The 21,596-nt window shown below is 60.4% G+C and carries 18 protein-coding genes; 9 read left to right on the top strand and 9 right to left on the bottom strand.

Annotation, left to right across the window (positions count from 1 at the left end; genetic code table 11):
• Position 1: 1 nt before the first annotated feature.
• From murC to lpxC, 6 genes are all read left to right on the top strand, one after another.
• Positions 2–1,420 (top strand): UDP-N-acetylmuramate--L-alanine ligase, encoded by a 1,419-nt coding sequence (gene murC / locus DHB74_RS03530; RefSeq protein WP_051610787.1) that lies wholly within the window; start codon positions 2–4, stop codon positions 1,418–1,420.
• Complete coding sequence (locus tag DHB74_RS03525) at positions 1,420–2,337, top strand: D-alanine--D-alanine ligase (RefSeq protein WP_036989450.1); 918 nt, start codon at positions 1,420–1,422, stop codon at positions 2,335–2,337. The genes murC and DHB74_RS03525 overlap by 1 nt, the downstream gene beginning before the upstream one ends.
• 12 nt (positions 2,338–2,349) lie before the next feature.
• Entirely contained in the window at positions 2,350–3,213 is an 864-nt protein-coding gene (locus DHB74_RS03520) for a cell division protein FtsQ/DivIB (RefSeq protein WP_036990242.1), read from the top strand.
• Between the two features lie 2 nt (positions 3,214–3,215).
• Positions 3,216–4,448 carry a cell division protein FtsA gene (gene ftsA, locus DHB74_RS03515; RefSeq protein WP_036989452.1) on the top strand — a complete coding sequence of 411 codons (1,233 nt, stop codon included), beginning with the start codon at positions 3,216–3,218 and terminating at the stop codon, positions 4,446–4,448.
• A gap of 103 nt (positions 4,449–4,551) precedes the next feature.
• Complete coding sequence (gene ftsZ / locus DHB74_RS03510) at positions 4,552–5,724, top strand: cell division protein FtsZ (protein ID WP_036989453.1); 1,173 nt, start codon at positions 4,552–4,554, stop codon at positions 5,722–5,724.
• Positions 5,725–5,836: 112 nt separating this feature from the next.
• On the top strand, positions 5,837–6,748 hold the full coding sequence (gene lpxC / locus DHB74_RS03505) for a UDP-3-O-acyl-N-acetylglucosamine deacetylase (protein ID WP_036989454.1): 912 nt from the start codon (positions 5,837–5,839) through the stop codon (positions 6,746–6,748).
• Between the two features lie 42 nt (positions 6,749–6,790).
• Here lpxC and DHB74_RS03500 read toward each other — a convergent pair whose 3' ends face one another.
• Entirely contained in the window at positions 6,791–7,252 is a 462-nt protein-coding gene (locus tag DHB74_RS03500) for a DUF721 domain-containing protein (protein WP_036989455.1), read from the bottom strand.
• A 72-nt stretch (positions 7,253–7,324) separates the two neighbouring features.
• Here DHB74_RS03500 and DHB74_RS03495 point away from each other — a divergent pair, with 72 nt between their 5' ends.
• The 3 genes from DHB74_RS03495 (at position 7,325) to argJ (ending at position 12,561) form a co-directional block, all read left to right on the top strand.
• Complete coding sequence (locus tag DHB74_RS03495; RefSeq protein ID WP_036989456.1) at positions 7,325–8,257, top strand: M23 family metallopeptidase; 933 nt, start codon at positions 7,325–7,327, stop codon at positions 8,255–8,257.
• 187 nt (positions 8,258–8,444) lie between these two features.
• Entirely contained in the window at positions 8,445–11,192 is a 2,748-nt protein-coding gene (gene secA / locus DHB74_RS03490) for a preprotein translocase subunit SecA (protein WP_036990244.1), read from the top strand.
• A gap of 151 nt (positions 11,193–11,343) precedes the next feature.
• Positions 11,344–12,561, top strand: a complete 1,218-nt coding sequence (argJ, locus tag DHB74_RS03485) for a bifunctional glutamate N-acetyltransferase/amino-acid acetyltransferase ArgJ (protein ID WP_499160816.1) — start codon at positions 11,344–11,346, stop codon at positions 12,559–12,561.
• Positions 12,562–12,603: 42 nt separating this feature from the next.
• Here the strand turns inward: argJ and DHB74_RS03480 are convergent, their stop codons facing one another.
• From DHB74_RS03480 to DHB74_RS03445, 8 genes are all read right to left on the bottom strand, one after another.
• Positions 12,604–14,994: a DUF6351 family protein gene (locus DHB74_RS03480; protein ID WP_499160815.1), complete on the bottom strand. Its 2,391-nt coding sequence runs from the start codon at positions 14,992–14,994 to the stop codon at positions 12,604–12,606.
• A gap of 121 nt (positions 14,995–15,115) precedes the next feature.
• Positions 15,116–16,558, bottom strand: a complete 1,443-nt coding sequence (locus tag DHB74_RS03475; protein ID WP_499160814.1) for an aminotransferase-like domain-containing protein — start codon at positions 16,556–16,558, stop codon at positions 15,116–15,118.
• An 89-nt stretch (positions 16,559–16,647) separates the two neighbouring features.
• Positions 16,648–17,166 (bottom strand): GspH/FimT family pseudopilin, encoded by a 519-nt coding sequence (locus DHB74_RS03470; protein ID WP_499160813.1) that lies wholly within the window; start codon positions 17,164–17,166, stop codon positions 16,648–16,650.
• Between the two features lie 161 nt (positions 17,167–17,327).
• The gene (locus tag DHB74_RS03465; protein WP_499160812.1) at positions 17,328–19,460 is read right to left on the bottom strand and encodes a hypothetical protein; all 2,133 of its coding nucleotides are present in this window, start codon (positions 19,458–19,460) and stop codon (positions 17,328–17,330) included.
• A gap of 1 nt (position 19,461) precedes the next feature.
• Complete coding sequence (locus DHB74_RS03460; protein WP_499160811.1) at positions 19,462–20,178, bottom strand: PilW family protein; 717 nt, start codon at positions 20,176–20,178, stop codon at positions 19,462–19,464.
• Positions 20,175–20,558 carry a hypothetical protein gene (locus tag DHB74_RS03455; protein WP_499160810.1) on the bottom strand — a complete coding sequence of 128 codons (384 nt, stop codon included), beginning with the start codon at positions 20,556–20,558 and terminating at the stop codon, positions 20,175–20,177. The genes DHB74_RS03460 and DHB74_RS03455 overlap by 4 nt, the downstream gene beginning before the upstream one ends.
• Entirely contained in the window at positions 20,542–20,982 is a 441-nt protein-coding gene (locus tag DHB74_RS03450; RefSeq protein WP_499160809.1) for a type II secretion system protein, read from the bottom strand. The genes DHB74_RS03455 and DHB74_RS03450 overlap by 17 nt, the downstream gene beginning before the upstream one ends.
• The gene (locus tag DHB74_RS03445; protein WP_499160808.1) at positions 20,976–21,380 is read right to left on the bottom strand and encodes a type IV pilin protein; all 405 of its coding nucleotides are present in this window, start codon (positions 21,378–21,380) and stop codon (positions 20,976–20,978) included. The genes DHB74_RS03450 and DHB74_RS03445 overlap by 7 nt, the downstream gene beginning before the upstream one ends.
• Positions 21,381–21,596: the final 216 nt, after the last annotated feature.

Here is a 21,596-nt window from a genome sequence, read left to right as displayed (position 1 = left end):
CATGCGCCGTATCCGTTGCATTCATTTCGTCGGGATCGGCGGTGCGGGCATGTGTGGTATTGCCGAAGTGCTGTTGAACCTGGGCTATGAGGTATCCGGCTCCGATCTCAAGCGCTCGGCGGTGACCGCACGCCTGGAAAGCTTCGGCGCCCGGGTGGATATCGGTCATCGCGCCGAGAACGTGCAGAGCGCCGATGTGCTGGTGGTGTCCAGCGCGATCAATCCGAGCAACCCGGAAGTGGCCGCGGCGATGGAAAAGCGCATCCCGGTGGTGCCCCGTGCGGAAATGCTCGCCGAACTGATGCGCTATCGCCACGGTATCGCCGTGGCCGGTACCCATGGCAAAACCACCACGACCAGCCTGGTGGCCTCGGTGCTGGCTGCCGAAGGCCTGAGTCCGACCTTCGTCATCGGTGGCCGGCTGACCAGTGCCGGCACCAATGCCCAGCTGGGCGAAAGCCGCTATCTGGTGGCCGAAGCCGATGAAAGCGATGCCTCCTTCCTGCACCTACAGCCGATGACCGCCATCGTTACCAACATCGATTTCGATCACATGGCGACCTATGAAGGCGACTTCAATCGCCTCAAGCGCACCTTTGTCGATTTTCTGCACAACCTGCCGTTCTATGGGCTGGCAGTGCTGTGCATCGATGATCCAGTGGTGCGCGAGATCCTGCCGCAGATCAACCGCCAGGTCATCACCTACGGCCAGTCCGAGGATGCCGACATTCGCGCGGTGGATATCGAACAGCGGGGTATGCAAACCCATTTCACCGTGCTGCGTGAGGGTCATGAGCCGCTGCGGGTGTTCGTCAACATGCCGGGTGTGCACAACGTGCTCAATGCCCTGGCCACCATTGCCGTCACCGCCGATGAGGGGGTCAGCGACCAGGCCATCGTCAAGGGGCTGACTGGCTTTGAGGGTGTCGGTCGCCGCTTCCAGGTGCATGGAGATTTCCCGCTGGGCGACGAGGGCGAGGTAATGCTGGTGGATGATTACGGCCACCACCCTCGCGAAGTGGCTGCAGTGATCAAGGCTGTGCGTGGCGGCTGGCCTGACCGCCGGCTGGTGATGATCTATCAGCCCCATCGCTATTCACGTACCCGTGATCTGTACGAAGACTTCGTGCAGGTGCTGGGCGATACCAATGTGTTGTTGTTGATGGAAGTCTATCCCGCTGGCGAGGAGCCGGTACCGGGTGCGGACAGCAAGCACCTGTGCCGCAGTATCCGTCTGCGCGGGCAGATCGACCCGCTGTATGTCGAGCGTGATGCGGATCTCATGCCGCTGCTCCGGGCCGTGCTGCAGCCGGGCGACATCCTGCTGACCCAGGGCGCCGGCGATATTGGCGGTTTGGCACCGCAGCTGGCGCAGGCATTGACCCAGCTGGGCAATGAACGAAAAGGAGATAAGGCGTAATGGTCGACGTAGAAGCCTTTGGTCGAGTGGCGGTGCTGTACGGCGGCACATCAGCTGAACGTGAAGTTTCGCTGAAGTCCGGTGCTGCGGTACTGGCCGCGCTGCAGGGCGCCGGGGTGAACGCCTTTGGCATCGACGCCGGGGCTGACCTGGCCGAGCGCCTGATCGCCGAGCGTCCTGACCGGGTATTCATTGCGCTGCACGGCCGCGGCGGTGAGGACGGTAGCCTGCAGGGGCTGCTTGAATGCCTGCAGCTGCCCTATACCGGCAGCGGCGTCATGGCCTCGGCACTGGGTATGGACAAGCTGCGCACCAAGCAGGTGTGGCAGAGCCTGGGCCTGCCGACGCCGGCTTACGCCGTGTTGCGCGACGAGCAGGAGTGCGCCGCGGTAGTCGAGCGCCTCGGCACGCCGTTGATCATCAAGCCGATCCATGAAGGATCGAGCATCGGCATGGCCAAGGTGCACTCGCTGGACGAACTCAAGGCTGCCTGGCAACAGGCACTGAAGTACGACGACGTTGCGCTGGTCGAGCAGTGGGTAACCGGCGCCGAGTTCACCGTCGGTATTCTTGACGGCCAGGCGCTGCCGGCGATTCGCCTGAGCACACCAAACACCTTTTATGACTACCAGGCCAAATACCTGGCCAATGATACCCAGTACCAGTGCCCCTGCGGTCTGCCGCCGGAGCGCGAGGCCGAACTCGCTGAACTTTGCCTGCAGGCCTTCAGTGCCGTCGGCTGTCGCGGTTGGGGGCGGGTGGATCTGATGCAGGACAGCGATGGCAACTTCTACCTGCTCGAGGTCAATACCTCGCCGGGGATGACTGACCATAGCCTGGTGCCCATGGCCGCAGCCGCGGCGGGTCTGAGTTTCACTGATCTGGTGCTGGCGATTCTCGCCAGTGCCCGTTACTGAGGACTGCACATGTTGCTGGGGCTGATGATCCGGGACCAACGCGCAGGCAGGACTGCCGGGCGGCGCAATGCGCCGAACCGGGGCGCCGTGCGCGTGACCCCGCCGGCCCCACGCAGCTGGCCGCGGTTGAGCATGCCGTCTGTCAATGACGCCGCACGCCGCATGCAGCAGCTGCTCTGGCCGCTATTGCTGGTGGTGCTGGGCATGGGGCTGTACGAGCTGGCCAACCGCCTGCAGCCATTGGCGCAGCGGCCTATCAGCCTGATCAATGTCGAGGGCGATCTGCAGTACATCGACCGCGAGTCGGTGCATCAGAGCATCGAGCCGTATCTGGAAGAAAGCCTGCTGACCATCGATCTGGAGGCGCTGCGCGCCGACCTTATCGCAATGCCCTGGGTTGCCAGCGCAGCGGTCACGCGGGTCTGGCCGGACCAGTTGGTGATCACGCTGGACGAGCACCTGCCGGTGGCGCGGTGGGGGGATTCAGCACTATTGAACAACGCTGGACGGGCCTTTGTGCCAGAACATATCGACAGCTTTGAAGGTTTGCCCCTGTTGAACGGGCCGGAACGGACCAAGCGCCGGGTGATGCAGACCTATCAGCAATTCAACCGGCTACTGCGGCCCTACGGGCATCGCGTGGCGCAACTGGAATTACGGGACCGCGGCAGCTGGTTCCTGACCACCCGCGAAGGAATCGAGATCCTGCTGGGGCAGGGGGATGTGGTGGAAAAAATGCAGCGCTTTCTGACCATCGACAAGCTGATGCTGTCGGACCGCCGCGAACTCATTGCGCGGGTCGATCTGCGCTACAGCAACGGCATGGCAGTGGCATGGCGCGAGCCTGCAACGATTCAATCGGGGAGTAACGAGTAATCATGGCAAGCAAGCAGGGTAGCAGGATGATCGTCGGACTGGATATCGGCACCTCCAAGGTAGTCGCTCTGGTCGGCGAGTTCGGCGCAGACGGTGAGCTGGAAATCGTCGGCATCGGCTCGCATCCGTCCCGCGGCATGAAGAAGGGCGTGGTGGTGAATATCGAATCCACCGTGCAGTCCATTCAGCGCGCCATCGAAGAGGCCGAGCTGATGGCTGGCTGCCAGATTCATTCGGTGTTCGCCGGCATCGCCGGTAACCACATCCGCAGCATGAACTCCCATGGCATCGTGGCCATTCGCGAGGGCGAGGTGGTGCAGGCGGACATTGAACGTGTGTTGGATGCAGCCCAGGCGGTAGCCATTCCCGCTGATCAGAAAGTGCTGCACATCCTGCCGCAGGAATACGTGATCGATAACCAGGAAGGCGTCCGCGAGCCCCGTGGCATGTCCGGTGTGCGGCTGGAGGCCAAAGTGCATCTGGTCACCTGCGCCATGAATGCAGTGCAGAACATCGAGAAATGCATCCGTCGCTGCGGCCTGGAAGTCGAGGACGTGATCCTCGAACAACTGGCCTCCAGCTACTCGGTGCTGACCGAGGACGAGAAAGAACTGGGCGTGTGCATGGTGGATGTCGGCGGGGGCACCACTGACATCGCCATCTTCACCGAGGGTGCGATCCGCCATACCGCAGTGATTCCGATTGCCGGCGATCAGGTGACCAATGATATCGCCATGGCCCTGCGCACCCCGACCCAGCACGCTGAAGAGATCAAGATCCGCTACGCCTGCGCACTGGCCAAACTGGCCGGCCCGGAGGAAACCATCAAGGTTCCGAGCGTGGGTGAACGCCCGCCGCGGGACCTGTCACGCCAGGCGCTGGCGGAGGTGGTCGAGCCGCGGTACGACGAACTGTTCACCCTGATCCAGGCCGAACTGCGCCGGTCCGGGTACGAAGACATGATTCCGGCCGGCATCGTACTGACTGGCGGCACCGCCAAGATGGAAGGTGCTGTCGAGCTGGCCGAAGAGATATTCCATATGCCGGTGCGCCTGGGCGTACCGCAGGAATTCAAGGGACTGGCTGACGTGGTGCGCAACCCCATCTACTCAACGGGGGTGGGGCTGTTGCACTACGGCATGAAGCACCATGCCGATGGCAATCAAAGTAGCTCGGAGCAGAGCAGGGAGTCGCCGCTGATCAAAGTGAAGCGGTGGTTCAAGGGGAATTTTTAACAGACCCGCACAAGCGGGCAGCCGGGGGTAACCCGGCAAGCGGTACCAAACGAAACGAAACCAGATGAAACAAGACGAGTGTCAGACTCGAGGAGATGGGACCATGTTTGAATTAATTGATAACCTCCCGCAAAACGCAGTGATCAAGGTCGTCGGTGTCGGCGGTGGCGGTGGCAACGCCCTGCAGCACATGGTGGTCAACAATGTTGAAGGTGTGGATTTCATCTGCGCCAATACCGATGCTCAAGCCCTGAAGAACATGACCGCGCGCACCGTGCTGCAACTGGGCTCGGCCGTGACCAAGGGGCTGGGTGCCGGCGCTAACCCGCTGGTCGGCCGCGAAGCCGCGATGGAAGATCGCGAGCGTATCGCAGAAGTGCTGCAGGGTGCTGATATGGTATTCATTACCGCCGGCATGGGCGGTGGTACCGGTACCGGCGCGGCGCCGATCGTGGCCGAGGTCGCCCGTGAAATGGGTATCCTGACCGTGGCCGTAGTGACCAAGCCGTTCCCGTTCGAAGGCCGCAAGCGTCTGCAGATCGCCGAAGAAGGTATCCGCGAGCTGGGTCAACACGTCGACTCGCTGATCACCATCCCCAACGAGAAGCTGCTGACCGTTCTGGGCAAGGACGCCAGCCTGCTGTCGGCCTTCAGCAAAGCCAACGATGTACTGTTGGGCGCGGTACAGGGCATCGCTGACCTGATCATCCGCCCCGGCATGATCAACGTCGACTTCGCCGACGTGAAGACCGTGATGAGCGAAATGGGTATGGCAATGATGGGTACCGGCCACGCCAGCGGCCCGAACCGTGCCCGTGAAGCTGCCGAAGCGGCAATCCGCAGCCCGCTGCTGGAAGATGTCAACCTGATGGGTGCCCGCGGTATCCTGGTCAATATTACCGCTGGTCCGGACCTGTCCCTGGGCGAGTTCTCGGAAGTGGGTAATACCGTTGAGGAATTCGCCTCGGAAACCGCCACTGTAGTGGTCGGCACCGTGATCGATCCCGAGCTGCGCGACGAGCTGCGGGTCACCGTGGTCGCCACCGGTCTGGGCGCGCGCATGGAGAAACCAGTGAAGGTGGTGGATAATACTCCGGCACCGGCAGCAGCCCGTCAGTCGGATGCGACCGCGCCGAACTACCGCGATCTGGACCGCCCGACCGTCATGCGCAATTCCAACGCGGGCGGCAGTGCAGCCGCGGCACGTCTGACCCAGCCGGCTGAAGACCTGGATTATCTGGACATCCCGGCCTTCCTGCGTCGTCAGGCAGATTGATTTGATCAATCGATGGAATAGGGCTGATTAGTGTTCAACGAAGGCGGGTTTTGCTATGATGTGCGCCACTTGTTGAAAATTATTCGCAACTAGAGCGGAAGCCAGTTCAAGCATGATCAGACAACGCACACTGAAGAACATCATCCGGGCCACCGGTGTTGGCCTGCATTCGGGTGAGAAGGTTTACCTCACGCTGAAACCGGCGCCGGTGGATACCGGCATCGTGTTCCTCCGGACCGATCTCGACCCTGTGGTCGAGATCCCGGCGCGTGCGGAATTCGTGGGCGAAACCACCATGTCCACCACCCTGATCAAGGATGGTGTCAAGGTGGACACTGTCGAGCACCTGCTGTCAGCCATGGCCGGTCTGGGTATCGACAACGCCGTGGTAGAGCTCAGTGCCCCCGAAGTGCCGATCATGGATGGCAGCGCCGGTCCTTTCGTATTCCTGATTCAGTCAGCAGGCATCGAGGAACAGGAAGCTCCGAAACAGTTCATTCGCATCAAGCGTGAAATCACGGTTGAAGAAGAGGGCAAGACGGCTACCTTCGTTCCTTTCGAGGGATTCAAGGTATCGTTCGGCATCGACTTCGATCATCCGGTCTTCCGTGGCCGGAGCCAGTTTGCCAGCGTGGACTTCTCCAGCACGTCTTTCGTCAAGGAAGTCAGCCGCGCCCGGACTTTCGGGTTCATGCGGGATATCGAGTACCTGCGCTCGCAGAACCTGGCGCTGGGTGGCAGCGTGGATAACGCCATCGTGGTGGATGAGTATCGCGTACTCAACGAAGACGGCCTGCGGTACGAGGACGAATTCGTCAAGCACAAGATTCTCGATGCCATCGGCGATCTTTATCTGCTGGGCAAGAGCCTGGTGGGCGAATTCCGCGGCTTCAAGTCGGGGCATGCGCTCAACAACAAGCTGCTGCGCGCGCTGCTGGCCAATGCCGATGCTTGGGAAATAGTCACCTTTGAAGATGCCGGAACCGCGCCCATCTCCTTCATGCGCCCGGCCGCTGCGGTCTGATATTTTCTCGTTTCGTTTGACGGCCACCTCGGTGGCCGTTTTTTATTCGTCTGATTCGCCGCGATGGTGGCGTGCCAGGCGTTCCAATGCCGAGCGCAGATTCGGGTCGCTGATATGGCCTGCGGTCTCGCTCAGACTATCCGCTGCCACCGCCGATCGCCTCATTTTGCGAACTGGTGGTGCTTTTTTGACCAATGGCGGTTGTACCTTGCAGTGGATTTTCGTTAAGGTGGCGAATTCCGCGTAAGCCTGAAGTTGTCGGATGAGGCGTCGTTGCTGATATCGGACCCGGGTTGCCCACTGACTGTCGGCCACCAGCAACCGAAGCACGCCATCACGATAGGATGCTGCGCGGCAATGCTCTCTGGCGGCGGGTTCGAGTACGGATTCGAGCAGAATCTGCAATCGTTCTACGGCCCTTGCCTGATTGAAAAGGCCCTTCAGGGTGGAGTGGGTTCTTAGCAGGTCGCCCGGGCGACGGGCATGCAGAGGATGAAAAGACATCGTGTCGTCCGGAGTGGCTGAATCAGCGGTCATCGTACCAGAACCGCAGGAAGATTTTGGGGATCTACAATATTGAACATCATCATTCTTACCGGGCGCGAGGGTGCTACCAAGGCACTGACGCTCGGCTCGCCCTGGGTCATTTCCGGCATCATGGCGGTACTCGCCATGCCGATTGCCGCCGCAGTGATAACCTGGCAGTTAAGCGGGGCCGGCAAGGCCATTGAAGAATCCAGTGCCGCGCTGGATTACGAACAGATCTGGGAGCAGTCTCTCGAAGGGTATGAGCTTGAGAGCGACTATATAAAGGAAGAATCCCAGGTACAGCTGGAGCACATGACTCAGCAGCTGAGTCGGTTGCAGACCCGGCTGTCGCGTCTTGACGCCCTGAGTGAACGACTTACCGAACTGGCCGACCTGTCTGACGGCGAATTCAACTTCAGTACCGACCCTGGCATGGGTGGTCCGGAGTTGCCGAGCCACAGCGATTCCTATGAGGGTGCTGACATTCAGACGGTGCTTGATCGCCTGTCTGCCCGGATCGACGATCGCACCCAGCAATTGCGGCTGCTGGAAGAGTTGATGCTCAACCGGCACAACGACGCCAATGCCATGCTGGATTTCATTCCAGTGCAGACCGGTTATATTTCCTCCGGCTTCGGTCGGCGCACCGACCCCATCACCCGTCGCTCGGCCATGCATTCGGGGCTGGATTTCGCTGCTCCGCGAGGTACGGAGATTCATGCCCTGGGAGCGGGCGTGGTGACGTTCTCCGGCCGTCGTGGCGCCTATGGCAACATGATTGAGATCAGTCATGCGGGTGGCTACAAGACCCGTTATGCTCACGCCCAGGACTTGCTGGTCAAGAAAGGTGAATTGGTGAAGAAGGGGCAGCAGGTCGCAACCGTCGGCTCGACAGGTCGCTCAACCGGACCGCATCTGCATCTGGAGGTCTACCACAACGGCATGGCCATCAATCCGGCACGCTTTCTCGCCCTGAAATAACTCCCTGCCTTACTCACCCAAACCCGGCTTATGCCGGGTCTTCGGGTCTTCCCCTTTGCTCGCCGCCATCTGCTCTGCCGCAACGGCGGTTTATTGTCTCCAGACTTTCAGAGTAGAATGGTTTTTTCGGTGAATGGCCTGCGCACGGGCCAGCCTTGCCATCATCACATGGATATCGAAGTCGATTATGTTTGCGCCTTTATTGAAGAAGATGTTTGGAAGCAAGAACGAGCGTGAGTTGAAACGCATGAACAAGATCGTTCATGCCATCAATGCACTCGAGGAAGGCTTGAACGGTCTGAGCGATGACGAGCTCAAAGCCCGGACCGTTGAATACAGGGAACGGGTAAGCAAAGGCGAAAGTCTCGACTCCATCCTCCCCGAAGCTTTCGCCCTGGTGCGTGAAGCGAGCAAGCGGGTGATGGGCATGCGGCACTTCGATGTGCAGCTCATCGGTGGTCTGGTCCTGCATGAAGGCAAGATCGCCGAGATGAAGACCGGTGAGGGCAAGACGCTGGTCTCCACCCTGCCAGCCTATCTGAACGCGTTGTCCGGCAAGGGCGTGCATGTGGTCACGGTGAACGACTACCTGGCCCGCCGCGACGCCAACCTGATGCGTCCGCTGCATGAGTTCCTTGGCCTCAGCGTCGGGGTGGTCGTGCCTTTCCAGGACCCGGCGGAAAAGCGTGCTGCCTACCGTTGCGACATCACCTACGGCACCAACAACGAATTCGGCTTCGACTACCTGCGTGACAACATGGCGTTCCGCCTGGAAGACAAATTCCAGCGCGAGTTGAACTTTGCCATTGTCGACGAAGTGGACTCCATTCTGATCGACGAAGCGCGGACTCCGTTGATCATTTCCGGTCCGGCGCAGGACAGCTCCAAGCTCTACACCGCCATCAACAAACTGATCCCGCTGCTCAAGCGCGGCGTCAGGGCGGAAGAGGGCGAAGAGGGCGTGGACGGTCATTACTTCATCGATGAGAAGACCCGTCAGGTCGAGCTCAACGAAGACGGCCATCAGTACGTCGAGGAGTTGCTCACCCGCGAAGGCCTGCTGGCCGAAGGCGACAGCCTGTACCAGGCGCAGAATCTCAACCTGCTGCACCATGTACACTCGGGCCTGCGTGCGCATACCCTGTTCCACCGCGACGTCGAGTACATCGTGCAAGACGGTCAGGTGTTGCTGGTTGATGAGCACACCGGCCGCACCATGCCGGGTCGCCGCCTCTCCGAGGGGCTGCATCAGGCCATCGAGGCCAAGGAAGGATTGAATATCCAGGCTGAGAGTCAAACCCTGGCCTCGACCACCTTCCAGAACTATTTCCGGTTGTACAACAAGCTGGCCGGTATGACCGGTACCGCTGACACCGAAGCCTTCGAGTTCCGCCAGATCTACAATCTGGACGTGGTGGTTATTCCTACCAACCAGCCGATGATCCGCAAGGATTACAACGACCTGGTGTACCTGACCATCGGTGAGAAGTTCGCCGCCATTGCCGCCGACATCAAGGGATGCCAGGAGAGCGGGCGTCCGGTGCTGGTGGGTACCGCCTCGATCGAATCCTCCGAGGTGGTGTCCCAACTGCTGAACAAGGAAGGCATCGCGCACCAGGTACTCAACGCCAAGTATCACGAAAAGGAAGCTGAGATCATTGCCCAGGCCGGTCGGCCGGGCGCGGTAACCATCGCTACCAACATGGCTGGTCGTGGTACCGACATCATCCTCGGCGGCAGCTGGGAAGCGGAAATCGCCAGCCTGGAAGACCCCACTCCCGAGCAAATTGATCAGATCAAGGCCGAATGGCAGGAACGCCACCAGCAGGTACTGGATGCCGGCGGTCTGCACATCATCGCCTGCGAACGCCACGAATCCCGCCGTATCGACAACCAGCTCCGTGGTCGTTCCGGCCGTCAGGGTGACCCGGGGTCCAGCCGCTTCTACCTGTCGCTGGAAGACAACCTCATGCGTATTTTCGCCTCGGATCGGGTGAAGAACTTCATGAAGGCGCTGGGGATGGAGAAGGGCGAGGCTATCGAGCATCGCATGGTCACCAACGCCATCGAGAAGGCCCAGCGCAAAGTCGAAGGCCGCAACTTTGATATCCGCAAGCAGCTGCTGGAATATGATGACGTGGCCAACGAGCAGCGCAAGGTGATCTATACCCAGCGCAACGAGATTCTCGCCGCGGACTCCGTGGAAGAGACGATCAAGGCCATCCGTGCGGATGTGGTGAATAATACGATCAGCCAATACATGCCGCCGCAGAGCGTACCCGAGCAGTGGGATATCCCCGGCCTGGAGCAGCACCTGCGTACCGAACTGGCGCTGGACCTACCCATTCAGCAGTGGTTGGATGAGGACGACACCCTGCACGAAGAAGGCGTTCGTCAGCGCGTGCAGGATGAGCTGAACAACGCCTACGCCGAGAAGGAAGAACTGACCGGACCGGAAGCGCTGCGTTCGTTCGAGAAGCAGATGCTGCTGCGGGTACTGGACGATCTGTGGAAGGAACACCTGGCGACAATGGACCATTTGCGTCAGGGCATCCATCTGCGCGGCTACGCCCAGAAAAACCCGAAGCAGGAATACAAGCGCGAGGCCTTCAATCTGTTCGAGGAAATGCTCGAATCGATCAAGAACGATACCATTCGTGTGCTCAGCCACGTGCAGGTACGTCGGGAAGACCCGGCCGCGGAAGAAGCCCGGCTGCGTCAGCAGGCCGAGGAACTGGCCAAGCGTATGCAGTTCAAGCATGAGGAGCTGCCTGGAGTCGGCGAAGAAGCGCAGGCCGAGGAGCAGACCGGTGAACCGGCAACCTCGATGCCCGGTACGCCGATCACCCGCGACGGCCCCAAGATCGGCCGGAACGACCCTTGCCCCTGTGGCTCGGGCAAGAAATACAAGCAGTGTCACGGCAAGATCGGCTGATTACGACGTCCCGCCCTGTCGGGAGTAGACCCTCAACCCCGTCATCCTCGGCCTGCGCCAAGGACGGCGGGGTGTGGTGGAATGTCGATTGTAAAAAACCTTAAGTAAGTGCCATTCAGTTTCTATCTATTCTATTTCTGGAGTTCCTTTCATGCCCGTCGGACTCGGTCCTCTTCCCGCTCTGCACCCGGTTCCCGGGTTTCGTCTCGGTATTACCTCTGCTGGTATCAAGAAGCCTGGGCGCCGAGATGTAGTAGTGATGGAGGCGGTGCCGGGCACGGCGATCGCCGGGGTATTTACCACCAATGCCTTCTGCGCCGCACCGGTTACCCTGTGCAAGCAGCACCTGACTCAGGCGCCACGCTATCTGCTGGTCAATACCGGTAACGCCAATGCCGGCTCCGGCAAACCCGGTATGGCCGCAGCGCTGAAGACCTGCGCAGCTCTGGCCGAGCTGACGGGTGTCGAGCCGGACCAGGTTTTGCCTTTCAGTACCGGGGTCATCGGTGAGCTGTTGCCAGCGGACAAGATCATTGCGGTATTGCCCCAGGCGCTGGCGAACCTGGCTGAGGATAACTGGGCCATGGCCGCCGAAGGCATCATGACCACCGACACCCAGCCTAAAGGTTCCAGCCGGCAGATCAAGCTGGCAGGCCAGACGGTGACCATTACCGGCATCTCCAAGGGTGCCGGCATGATTCGCCCGAACATGGCGACCATGCTCGGCTACGTGGCGACTGATGCCAAGGTGGCGCAGCCGGTACTGCAACAATTGCTGCGTCAGGCCGCCGACCTGTCTTTCAATCGCATCACCATCGACGGTGACACCAGCACCAACGACTCCTGCATGCTGATCGCCACCGGTCAGGCGGCGATGGCAGAAATCACCGATCCGGCGAGCAGTGAATATGCCCAACTGGCCGAAGCGGTAAATGCCGTCATGCTGGAGCTGGCGCAGGCGATCGTGCGCGATGGCGAAGGCGCCACCAAGTTCGTTACCGTGCAGGTCAACGGTGGCGGTAACCGCAACGAGTGTCTGGATGTGGCCTATGCCGTGGCTCATTCACCGCTGATCAAGACTGCGCTGTTTGCCTCCGATCCGAACTGGGGTCGAATTCTGGCTGCGGTTGGTTACGCCGGAGTGCCGGATCTGGATGTGGAGCGCATCGACGTATATCTCGATGAGGTCTGCATTACCCGCAATGGTGGCCGCGCCGCGGAATACACCGAAGAGCAGGGCGCTCGGGTGATGGCCCAGGCTGAAATCACCATCCGCATCGAGCTGGGGCGGGGCGAATTCAGCGAGACCATCTGGACCACCGACCTGTCTCACGAGTACGTACGTATCAACGCCGAATACCGTACCTGAGACGGCAGTGCCGGTACGCCTACAAGGCGTACCGGCTCGGTTTCAACTGCCGGGTCTGCCTTGATCCGGTTGAGCGTAATCACAAACGCCTTGCGGGAAGATGGCATTGAGCTCAGCTACCTGCTCGGTGGTGGGGTTCCAGCTGCCATAGGTGCCGTCCGTGAGCGCAGTGCTGACCGGCTTCAGCGCGCACTTGAAGATGCTTCCCTCAATCGGCCCACCGGCGATCATCCGTGACGTGGTGTAGGTCGGGAACAGGTTAGTACAGGCCCCGGCGGAGCTGTTATCCAGTATGCCGTCCCATACATCCTGTCCCGCAGCTTTCAGGTCACCATTGGTTTCGAAACAACTGTCCACTGCCGCGGCAGGTTTGTTGCCGGCGATGCCGTCCTCCGGGTTGGCGCGGATATTCATCAGCCACTCATGCAGTACGTCCAGGGCCATCCAGGTCTGATCGAAATCTTCCCGCGGCTGCGGTTCGTCGGGATCGCCCAGGTCGGTTGGCCGGGCATCAGTGAACCAGATCACCTGACTGTCCGAGTTGCCCATCCGGTTGCGGATACGCTGGCGGGCGGAGAAGGACTGATGGCTGTTGTGCATATCCAGCACTTCTTCCAGATAATGCCGCCAGTCGATAACCGGCATGTTCAGTTGCCCATCGAATACCATGCCCGAGTCATAGGCAGCATTGATGGCCTGCAGGTCACCCTCGGTACGTGGAGCCGGGCTGTTGCCATCCGGACTCAAGCGCATGTTGCGGCTGCTCCACGGATCGAAACGGGAAGGGTCCTCCAGGACGTCAGCCTCGGTGCCGATGAACGGGAAGCCCTCTTGAATCATCTCGTTGGGATGCTTCCAGCCACCGATCTGGCTGTTCAGCTTGAGGAACTCGGCAGGGGTAATATCTCCGTCGTTCAGTGCCTTCAACCCATATTGCACGCCCACGTTGTCGAACAGGGTGCGTGGGTTGCCATTGTCATCGACCCCGTAGATGTTGCGCAGGTCATCATAATGGGTCCATTGCACATCGTTCATCACACCGGGCGGCTGCATCTGCCCCTGGTTTGTGGCCTGGCCGTAGTGCGGATTCATCACCAACGGCGTCAAGCCACGCCAAGCGGGGATGCATTCGGTCATGCCGGGTGCGGTGCTATAGCCCAGCATGTTTTTTGCGCCAGCAAAGGGGTCAGGGTAGGCGTCGGTCGAGTTCAACCCGACCAGCAGGCTACGGTTGGCGGTAGTGCGCCAGAACGGGTTGTCGCGGTCGGTAGCGTCCATATAGTATTCGAGCAGCTCGCAGTCGCCGATGTGGATTGTCTGGGTGACCATGTCGGGATAGGAGTATTGCGGCACACCAGCATCCAGCAGATCCGGGTGGTTCTGCGAATAGACATATTGTTGGATACCGCCACCCGATCCGCCAATGGCAACGGTGTAATCCGGGGTGCCGAAGCGCTTGATGAAATGCTCCTTGACCATCAGCGCGGTCTCGCCACCCACCTGCAGGTTGTAATGGGCGTTGGTACGGGTGCCCGACGAGTAAATGACCGCGTAGCCTTTGCCCAGCACTTCCGGCGCCAGGGCCCTACCGCTGACTCGCCCCTGCGTATGGCCAATGGCGACGCCACCTTCGAAGTGGAACAGCAGACGCCCGTTCCATTTGTCCGTTGCTGCGGCATCGGCGGCATCCCCCAGCGTAGCGAGGGTAGCGAAACTGTAGAGGAAGCGGTTGATGGTGCCGCGCTCCTGGCGGACGATGAAATCCACTACCCGACCATCGGTGAGGGTGGTGGTGGCCATATCAGCGGGGCGCGAACCATCCGCTGGCAAGGGTCGATAGGTAGGGTTGGTGGCATTGGTCCGGTATAGAAACACCACGTAGGGCTCAATCGAGCAATCCTTGCTCAAGCCGATCTGCGTACCATTGTCGTCGTACACCGGGAATCCAGCGTCACCCTCGGTATCCACCAGCGGCTGCCTGCCCAGTTCGGAAACCGAGGTGCAGACAAAAGGATACTGCTGCGGCCCGGAGAAGATCGGTCCGGTGATTGGATGATTGGTCAGGGTAATGTCATGCAATGGGCCATGCTTGGCATGGTGCAACTCCAGTTGGTTCTCGCCCTGCGCCAACCCTTCGAGCAGGATTTCCAGACGATCGTTGCGGCGGCTCAGACGCGCGGGCTGCACTTCCTGATCATTGATCCAGAACTCGAGCTGATCCAGCTCCTCGTCGATTTGAGCAGCATCGCCTTCCAGCGTAACCAGAACGCTGCCGCCGCTGACCTGGTCTGCTGCGCTGGACAATACGCTCAGCTCCAGGTCAGGGGCATTGTCGGAGCGGGAGCTTGAGCCTCCGGAACTCAGGCATCCCGTCAAGGCGATCGCTAGCAGGCTGGCTGCGCCGGGCAGCCAATAGAATTTTGCAGGTTTCATAATGGCTCGCTCTGTCTTCTTATTATGGAGCCTTGATCCTATGCCTCCCTCTGGAGGGAAAACAGGTACAGATTGTCTGATCTGACTGAAACAGCGCGACGAATGAGACGGGAATTAGCCGTCAGAGGTCGGCCCCTCCGTGAGGCTGGCCAGCCCTTCGGGCTATCTCCCCCAGTCGGCGCACGGCTTGCAATACAGCTGAGTTTACTGGCTTTCCGACATTCAAGCGCAGGCAGTGCGCGTATCGCTGTCCGGGAGAAAAAACGCTCCCTGGGAAAATATGAATTCCGCTTTGTAGAGCTTCTTCAAATAATGAGTGGGAATTCATATGCGCTGGTAGAACTACCCATAGCACACAGCCGCCGCTGGGTTGCTGTACCGAGGTGCCCGGTGGGAACCATTCCAGTACTGCCTGGCGTACTTGATCAGCCTGGGCGGCCAGTTGCTGGCGTAGCGAGACCAGATGCTGGGCATAGAATCCGCTTTCCATCAGCCGAGCCAGCAGCAGTTGTGGAGCCGATGCGGTGGTAATGCTGCTCACCAGTTTCAATTCGCGCAACCGGTGGTGAAAGCGGCCGGGAGCCACCCAGCCCAGCCGTATACCCGGTATCAGGGACTTGGAGAAAGAATGGCAATACAGAACCATCCCGGCATGGTCATAGGCTTTGGCCGGCATAGCTCCGTCGGAGTAGAGGGTGTCGCCCCAGACATCATTCTCGATGATGGGAATATTGTAGCGGGTGGCCAGCTCAACCAGCTTCTGTTTGTTTTCCTCTGACATGGTGAACCCAAGTGGGTTCTGCGCGTTGGGCGATACCAGGCAGGCACTCACGCGACGATGCTTGAATGCCAGCTCAAGTGTTGTCAGGCAAACGCCATGGCTCGGATCGGTAGGGATTTCCAATACCTTGCGCCGCAGCACCTCCAGCGCGAGCAAGGTGCCGTAATAGGTCGGAGACTCAACCGCTACGGTGTCACCTGGCCGGGTGACAGTGCGCAGGGCGAGATCGATGGCCTCCATGCAGCCGTTGGTGATGATGACATCATCCTGGGAAATCGGATTAGGGTAGTGGAGACTACGCCGGGCAAGCTGGAGCGTAAAACGCTGATGACCCTTCGGGTGGGTGTAGTCCCAGACGTCAAGCGGCTGCTTGCGGGTTATATCCCTCAGAGTGGTCATGATGCGCTCCATGGGCATCAATTGCGGGTCGGGCAGCGCAATGCCCAGGTGGATCAGGTCGAGCTGATGATGGGGTTCCATGTAGTGCAAAATATCATCGCTCAGCGATATCTCGACCGGCAGGAATTCGAACTCGGCAGCTCCCGTGGTAATCGCGGGTGGGCAGGCGGCTACGAAGGTACCCGAGCGGGCTCTTATTTCGATGTAATTTTCCTGCTCAAGCTGGCGCAGGCACTGGATTATGGTGTTGACGCTGGTGTTGAAAAGACGGCTGAGACTGCGCACGGAGGGCAGGCGCTGCCCAGGTCTGTAGCTGCCGCCCTCGATATGGCGACGCAGCTGCAGGCTGATACTCTCGTATAGGTAAAGATCCTGACCCAGCAAGGGAAGCAGTCTCCATGAGGTTATAGGTTTTTATTTTTCCTCTTAAGCAAGGAGTATAACTGCTCCGATATCGCTGTATAGCTGATGATCTAGCTGGGACAGTTCGCTGCCGGGATCTCCGCCGCTTGCAGCCGCGCCCGCCCGATCCGGTTGATGATCACTTGTCGCCCCTTGGCATCTGCCTCATTGGGACAGAATGAAAATGTCCCTGACTGAAAACCACCGTTCAACAGTTCCGACTCGCCCTGAGCGTTGTAGCGCAGGTAACTGGCGAGCGGTGAGTTGACATGCACATGGTGGACGCGGGCGGGCAGCTCTTCATGCAGAACGATCTCGCCGGCATCCAGTGCGCCATTGTTATTGGCATCGATGAAGATGTTCCAGCCATTGCTCCAGTCGCCTGACAATGGCGCCATGGTGACGTGGCGGTTGCGGCGGGTGGCTTCTGTACGGGTTTGGTTGATGCTGCGCAGCAGGCTGTTGACGCTGCTGTCCATGCGCTGGTTGTCGATCAGGCTGCCGAAGGCGGGCAGGCCGATGGACAACAGGATGGCCAGTACGGCGATCGCTACCATGATTTCAATCAAGGTAAATCCACGACAACGCATGGCGTAGTCCTCCCTGGTGTAGGGGCTACTGCCTGTGCTGCCCGTTTAAATGGAAATGATCTGGTATCTCCGGAACTGGAAAGTGTACCGCAGCCAATCCGGGCTGCTAGGACTAAGGGCTGAATCTGCGAGAGGGTTCACGCTTATCACGTTGATCCACCTCACAGATAGCGCGACCACTTCAGTTCAACGATACCCGGCGTGCCTGCGCTGCCGTCGCCGTTCTCGCCGCCGCCTTCTGACGATCCCCCTTCCACCGCGCCGGCGGTAGGGTCATAGCCGGGGGGCAGGCGGCGCAGATCGATCACGGTGCGATTGCCGATGCGGTTGCTGGTGCCCTGTGTGTTGCCCAGGGCCAGTGCCGAGACATAGCCTTCCACCCGGGTATTGCCGGAGGTGTTGAACATGTTGCCGGCCTTGATTGCCCCCAGCACTGGACCGGCGATGCTGATGTTGCCACCGATGTATTGCGCAGGCGCACAGCTGCCAGGTGATCCCGGCGGGCAACTGCCAGCCTGGAGGGCGAAGTTGCCCAGCCCGCCAAGGGCAGAGTAGTCAAAGCTGCTGCCGGAGCAGAAATCCGCCGGCGCCAGACTGTAGGTATTGCTGCATACGCCCTGGAAGCTGGGGCTGGAAAATTCCGGTATGGCCACCGTTCTGGAGCTTGGGCCTATATAGTTTGGCGCGGCGATGCTGTTGCTGCTCGAGACCATTTGCAGATTGCCCGTAGCGATGAACGTATTGGTGTAGTGACCATTGGCAATCCGAACATCGCCTTCCAGCAGTACTACGCCGGGAGCATGATGGACGCCATCGAGAACCCACCCACTGCTGCCGTAGGCGGGCAGGGCGGTGGTATCGTTCAATGCGGTTGCCAGGCGTCGGCAGTTGTCCCGGTCCGCCATGCTGGTTGCAGGCGTGGTGCAGGCATGGTTGGCGACCATGCGGTTCCAGTTGACCGAAGTGTCCCGTGCCGACCGGTGATAATAGCCGTTTGTCCGAACATCCGGCGGGTTGCTCGGGTCATCGCTGTCGCGGACTCCCCGTACGTTGCGAATGATCACCCGGGTGGCGCCATTATGGCGACGGTAGAGATAGTGCGCCGAGTCCCGCAGTTGATTGGCATCGAATACTGCCTGCTCGATCAGTACGGGTGGCACCAGGGGAATGGATAACCGCAGTTGCGGATTGACCACGGCGCGGGCGGTGCACCGGGACGGAAATTGCACGCCTGTCCGCGAGACGATATCGGCGCGCTGGTCCGGGCAGCTATCGAGCAGGATCTGTTGTTCCGCCCGCCAGCGATCAACCGTCGCGGCGGCTTCCCGGGCGCGAATCTGGCCCTTGGTGTGCACCTGTCGTACCGGTGTCGACCATTCGATATTCACTCCGTAGGTGTTACCCGAACAGTGCCGGGCGGAGCCGATGGCGCAGCTGGCGACGCCGTCGTGATTGGCGCTGGCCCAGATGCCGCCGTGCTGCCCGCCGGCCACGGTGACGAAGCCGTTGGCTTCGATCAGTGAAGTACTCGCCGTGTTCTGTACACAGACATTATTGGTGGCGCGGATGGCTTCGATATTGAAGCCGTCGACATTGGCGACCCTGACATCGCAACTGGCATGCAGCTCCCGAAAATCACCGCCGGAGCCGCCCTGATAGGCGATGGAATGGGTTGAGCGAATGGTATCGATGCCGGTCAGAGAGACGCTGCCGATATTGACGTTGCCCTCGACGAACACATCATATTCCTCCCCTGCCTCCGCATGGATATTGATGCCGCCGCTGATATCGAGACCGTCGTGAAAGTGAATGACATTGCGGCTAGGTGGACCCGTCGGGCCGGTGCCTCCGGCAGTCGGCGGCTGGATGGCGAAGGTCAGCTGCAGCGAGCTGTTGGTGGCGATGCGGGTGTCTGGCGCGGTCGTGGCGGTAATGGTGGTCGAGAACAGCAGATGTTCGCTATCGGTAAAATCGACACCGGTAAAACGGGCCTCCAGACCCTCGAAGCCCGTCATGCGAATGTCCGGGTAGGCTTGAATCTGCGGGGAGAACTGGGCAACGAAGGCCGTCCAGTCCTCATGGTTATCGGCCGTCTGTTGCAGGTACTGGCGCAGCGCTTCGGCTGCGGACCAGGCGCGCTTCTGGGTCACTGTCTGGCTGTGCAGGCTCACGCCCAGTTCCTGTGACGAGCGCACCTGGCTCAGCCCGGCGAGAATGGTTGCCGACAGGGAAAAGCCCAGCAACACCACAATGAGAATGGTAGCGATGCCGCGTTGCCGGAACCGGGACTGCATCTCAACTTCCTCCGAGATTGGTCAGGCAGGTGCGGGAGAAGAACTGCCGAAAGGTGGCCGGATCGGTAGGGCGGTAGTTCTCGGGATCGTCGGTAATCGGGTGATGAGCCTCCAGAGTCGCCATGACTGTCCCCGTGCCGCCCACGCCGAAGGCGGCGCAGGACTCGCTTTCCAGTTCGATTCCGGCAAATACGCCACCGGCCAGTCCGGAGGTGGCGAACAGGACCGACACGTCGTCATGCGACCAGCTGGGCAGGGCGGTAGTGCTGGCACAGGGCAGGGCGTGCAGGTACAGCAGTTGCCCATTATTGATGGCCAGCCCTTCGCATCGAGAGGCGGCAGGTCCATTGCCCAGCGGCGCGGCCAGGGTCGCGAAACGCCAGATCATCACCGGCTGCTGCTGATCGACGGTGGCGGCTGTGCAGCTGCTGGGTTGATAGCCATTGCTGCCAGCGCTTATGTCGTCACAGAGCACTACGGCCGAGGTGAGGACGGCCCCGTCAATGCCATAGCCGGCATTTTGCAACAGGGTTTCGGCATTGATGATGGCCGCGGCCCGGTCGCCGGTAACCCGGGCGTAGCGGGTGGATTCGCTGGTTACCTGCACGGCGGTGCGATACAGGGCCAGCATGCCCAGCACTGCGACCATCGACACCACCAGCCCGACCATCAGACTGACCAGGGTCGCACCGCATTGCCTGTTGCGGCCGGACCTCATGGCGCCACCACGATGCGCCCGTCGCCGGAAATATACTCCTCGCTGTGCACCTCCAGGCGCTCGCCGGGCACGCTCATGGTCCGGCTGATACCGCCGATATCAATCACCACCTCCGAGTCGACCGCGATCCGCTGCACCGGCACTGTCAGCGCCTGGCGGCCGCCATCGCTGCCGGTCACCCCCAGCACTATCTCGTTGTCGTCCAGCATGGTCAGATTGCGCAGGCCGGTGAGAATCTGGTTCTCGGTAATGCCGTGGGATTGAATGCTCAGGGTATTGGATATCACCATGAGCAGACCCAGCCCCATGGTTGCCACCAGCAGGATGCCGATCATCGCCTCCAATAGCGAAGTACCATGCTCCTTAAAGGACATAGTCATGGCTCTCGCCTCCCCGGGAAATGCGGATGCGCACCGGCTGCGTCGGCAAACCCCGGTTGGTCAGTTCGATGGCATTGCCGGCGGGCAGATCAAGTTCGACCCCGGCAGGGATGTCCACATTCCACCAGGCGTCCCGGCAGTTGGCATCGTTCAGGTCACGGCAAACCCTGATTTCCCGGTTGCCAGTATCGAACACCAGGCGGGCGGCGGGATCGTCGCCGGTAGCCTTGAATTCGTTGCGCAGTGCTACGGCGCGGGCGTGGCGAACAGCCTGGTCGAGATATCCCTGAGCCTTGTGCACGCTGGCGCTGTCTGTCCAGGCGCCGGTAAAGGGACCGGCGGCAGCAGCGAGCAGGCCGATGATGAGCACCACCACCATCAGCTCCACCAGGGTGAAGCCGCTCGATTGCCTGCTGCCTACCATGACGAACCTATCGCGCAGGCTGCGCTGGCGGTACGCTCGTTGGCGCCGTTGAGGGTCAGCTCGCAGCCGGCCATGGCGCCCTGGCCGATGGCTTCGAGCACATAGGGCGAGCCCGGTGTGTAGTTGTAGGAGAAGAAGTCCGCGCTTTGTGCCGGTGCCCATTGGGTAAATGCCGCAGTGACAGCGGCGGTACCGGTGCGGGTGTCCGGGTGGTAGCTCAAGGTCCGCTGGAAGTTGCTTTCCACTGCCGCACTCAGGCCCGCCAGGTCCGCTGCCGCGGCCTGGGCACGGCTCCGGGTCACGTAGTTCTGGTAGGAAGGCAGGGCGATCGACGCCAGAATGGCGATCACCACCACTACTACCATCAATTCGATCAGGGTAAAGCCAGCTTGGCGCATATGGACCTCGTGCTAAAGCGCAACCAGAAGGTATCGGGCCGGTCTGATGGCAGTTGGGGTAGCCATAGCCAAGATGGCTGAAGGGTTGCGGAGCGGCTGTGGCCTGCCCTTGCCTGGTACCGCTCGGGGTTCAGGGGCCTGCAAGACTTCTGACCTTTGGCCAAACGGCCAGTTCCGATCATTTGCCCTCGCGCCATGGCAAGAAGATGCTGCAAT

Source organism: Pseudomonas sp. G11-1 (assembly GCF_024031555.1).
In the GTDB taxonomy this organism is placed as follows: domain Bacteria; phylum Pseudomonadota; class Gammaproteobacteria; order Pseudomonadales; family Pseudomonadaceae; genus Halopseudomonas; species Halopseudomonas bauzanensis.
This window is presented reverse-complemented; position numbering and strand designations above follow the sequence as displayed.

Coding starts and splice junctions, on each gene's coding strand:
- DHB74_RS03500 (WP_036989455.1), bottom strand. CDS start 7,252: ATGTCTTTTCATCCTCTGCATGCCCGTCGCCCGGGCGACCTGCTAAGA.
- DHB74_RS03445 (WP_499160808.1), bottom strand. CDS start 21,380: ATGCGCCAAGCTGGCTTTACCCTGATCGAATTGATGGTAGTAGTGGTG.
- DHB74_RS03455 (WP_499160810.1), bottom strand. CDS start 20,558: ATGACTATGTCCTTTAAGGAGCATGGTACTTCGCTATTGGAGGCGATG.
- DHB74_RS03480 (WP_499160815.1), bottom strand. CDS start 14,994: ATGAAACCTGCAAAATTCTATTGGCTGCCCGGCGCAGCCAGCCTGCTA.
- argJ (WP_499160816.1), top strand. CDS start 11,344: ATGCCCGTCGGACTCGGTCCTCTTCCCGCTCTGCACCCGGTTCCCGGG.
- DHB74_RS03460 (WP_499160811.1), bottom strand. CDS start 20,178: ATGAGGTCCGGCCGCAACAGGCAATGCGGTGCGACCCTGGTCAGTCTG.
- DHB74_RS03465 (WP_499160812.1), bottom strand. CDS start 19,460: ATGCAGTCCCGGTTCCGGCAACGCGGCATCGCTACCATTCTCATTGTG.
- secA (WP_036990244.1), top strand. CDS start 8,445: ATGTTTGCGCCTTTATTGAAGAAGATGTTTGGAAGCAAGAACGAGCGT.
- DHB74_RS03525 (WP_036989450.1), top strand. CDS start 1,420: ATGGTCGACGTAGAAGCCTTTGGTCGAGTGGCGGTGCTGTACGGCGGC.
- ftsA (WP_036989452.1), top strand. CDS start 3,216: ATGGCAAGCAAGCAGGGTAGCAGGATGATCGTCGGACTGGATATCGGC.
- lpxC (WP_036989454.1), top strand. CDS start 5,837: ATGATCAGACAACGCACACTGAAGAACATCATCCGGGCCACCGGTGTT.
- murC (WP_051610787.1), top strand. CDS start 2: ATGCGCCGTATCCGTTGCATTCATTTCGTCGGGATCGGCGGTGCGGGC.
- DHB74_RS03470 (WP_499160813.1), bottom strand. CDS start 17,166: ATGCGTTGTCGTGGATTTACCTTGATTGAAATCATGGTAGCGATCGCC.
- ftsZ (WP_036989453.1), top strand. CDS start 4,552: ATGTTTGAATTAATTGATAACCTCCCGCAAAACGCAGTGATCAAGGTC.
- DHB74_RS03450 (WP_499160809.1), bottom strand. CDS start 20,982: ATGGTAGGCAGCAGGCAATCGAGCGGCTTCACCCTGGTGGAGCTGATG.